Source organism: Pseudomonas sp. MIS38, from assembly GCF_019891575.1.
Classification (GTDB): domain Bacteria; phylum Pseudomonadota; class Gammaproteobacteria; order Pseudomonadales; family Pseudomonadaceae; genus Aquipseudomonas; species Aquipseudomonas putida_A.
In genome coordinates, this window is sequence record NZ_JAFLXF010000054.1 from 1 (window position 1) to 1,309 (window position 1,309).

2 protein-coding genes are annotated in these 1,309 nt (G+C 57.8%); both read right to left on the minus strand.

Going from position 1 to position 1,309, the window contains the following annotated elements:
* The coding region (gene tssI, locus J1G18_RS27805) for a type VI secretion system tip protein TssI/VgrG (protein ID WP_223009599.1) at positions 1 to 573 on the minus strand (573 nt) is incomplete at its 3' end.
* 131 nt (positions 574 to 704) lie between these two features.
* Entirely contained in the window at positions 705 to 1,220 is a 516-nt protein-coding gene (locus J1G18_RS27810; protein ID WP_003226246.1) for an Hcp family type VI secretion system effector, read from the minus strand.
* Between the last annotated feature and the right edge of the window lie 89 nt (positions 1,221 to 1,309).

The following is a 1,309-nucleotide window of genomic DNA, read 5'->3' on the forward strand; positions in this document are numbered from 1 at the left end:
GAGTTTCGGGAACACCGTCTGGTCATCGCCGAACACCAGCTTGTGCGCCGTGGCGCTGTGCTGGAAGTGGTAGTGAATACCTTCTTCCTCGCACAGACGCTGGATGAAATGCAGGTCCGATTCATCGTATTGCACGCAGTAGATGCGCTCGGGATAGATCGAACCGGTCTTGAATTCGTAGGCGTTGCTTTGAATGCCGTGCTCTTCGAGAACCATGCCGATGATTTTCGGCACCGTGAGGTTCTGGAAGATCCGTTGGTTGACGCGGTGCGCCAGGTACGACAATTGCGGGCGCAGGGTCACCGAGTAGCGCGTCAGGCGCTTGCCGGAATCGCCTTGCGCGGCGCGGTAGATCTGGCCGTGGATGCCGCTGCCATCGGGCGACAGCTGCAGAAAGGCCGGTTTGTGCAGCAGGGTTTCGAGGTCCAGCGACGGCTGCTCACTGACCAGCTCCACCTCAAAGACAAAAGGCTGGCTGATGGCTTCCCGGCCGGTCAGGGTGAATACCTGAAAATCGGCGGAGAGCCCTTCGATGGTCAGGGCAAAGTGGGTTTCATTGGCCGGCGCGAACATCCCTTGTTCCTCGTGCTGTACAGCGGCGTTCGTCGACAACCGCAAGGCGGTTCAACGCACGCGAAATTCTGGAGGGGCGTAAACAACATCGACCAGCAGGGCTGGTCGATGCTTGTAACGATCAGCCGTAATTAAACGACTGGAGCACGCCAGTCATCGGAACCCGAAGTACCGGATACTTCGTGGGTCCAGGTGATTTTGCGGTAGGTGAACTGCACTTCTTCCAGGTGGGTGAAGTGCGAGTTGCCTGGATCCTGGCAGTTGTGCATTTTGTTGTTGATGGCGACGATGATCGCGTCTTCCAGTTTGGTGGTGTAGTAGTGCTCTTGAGTACCTTGAGCCGAAGTACGGTACCACTGGATAACGATTTCGCTCATGCGCTCGCCGGAGGTCAGAGCCGCTTGCAGCAGAGGCGAAGCCTTGTCGTAGACCTTGGTGATGATCACTGGCTTGTGAACGCGCTGACCGGTTGGCTGACCGGATTGTGGGTCACGCGGGATGATCACGTCGTGGCTGAAAGCCTGAACCATAACCTGGTCTTCGTGGCCTTCCTGGTAGGTGTTGCCAACGGAGTCGGCGGTGAAAGCGCCGGCAGTGATCAGGCCTTGTTTTTCGCCGGTAACCGACATGTACGCTGGTGTTGCCATGGGGTGCTCTCCTTGCGGATAAATTTAGGGTGCCCGGGAGGCGAAATCGCCCGGTGGGTGCCTGACTGTTATCAAGGAGCGTGCCAGGT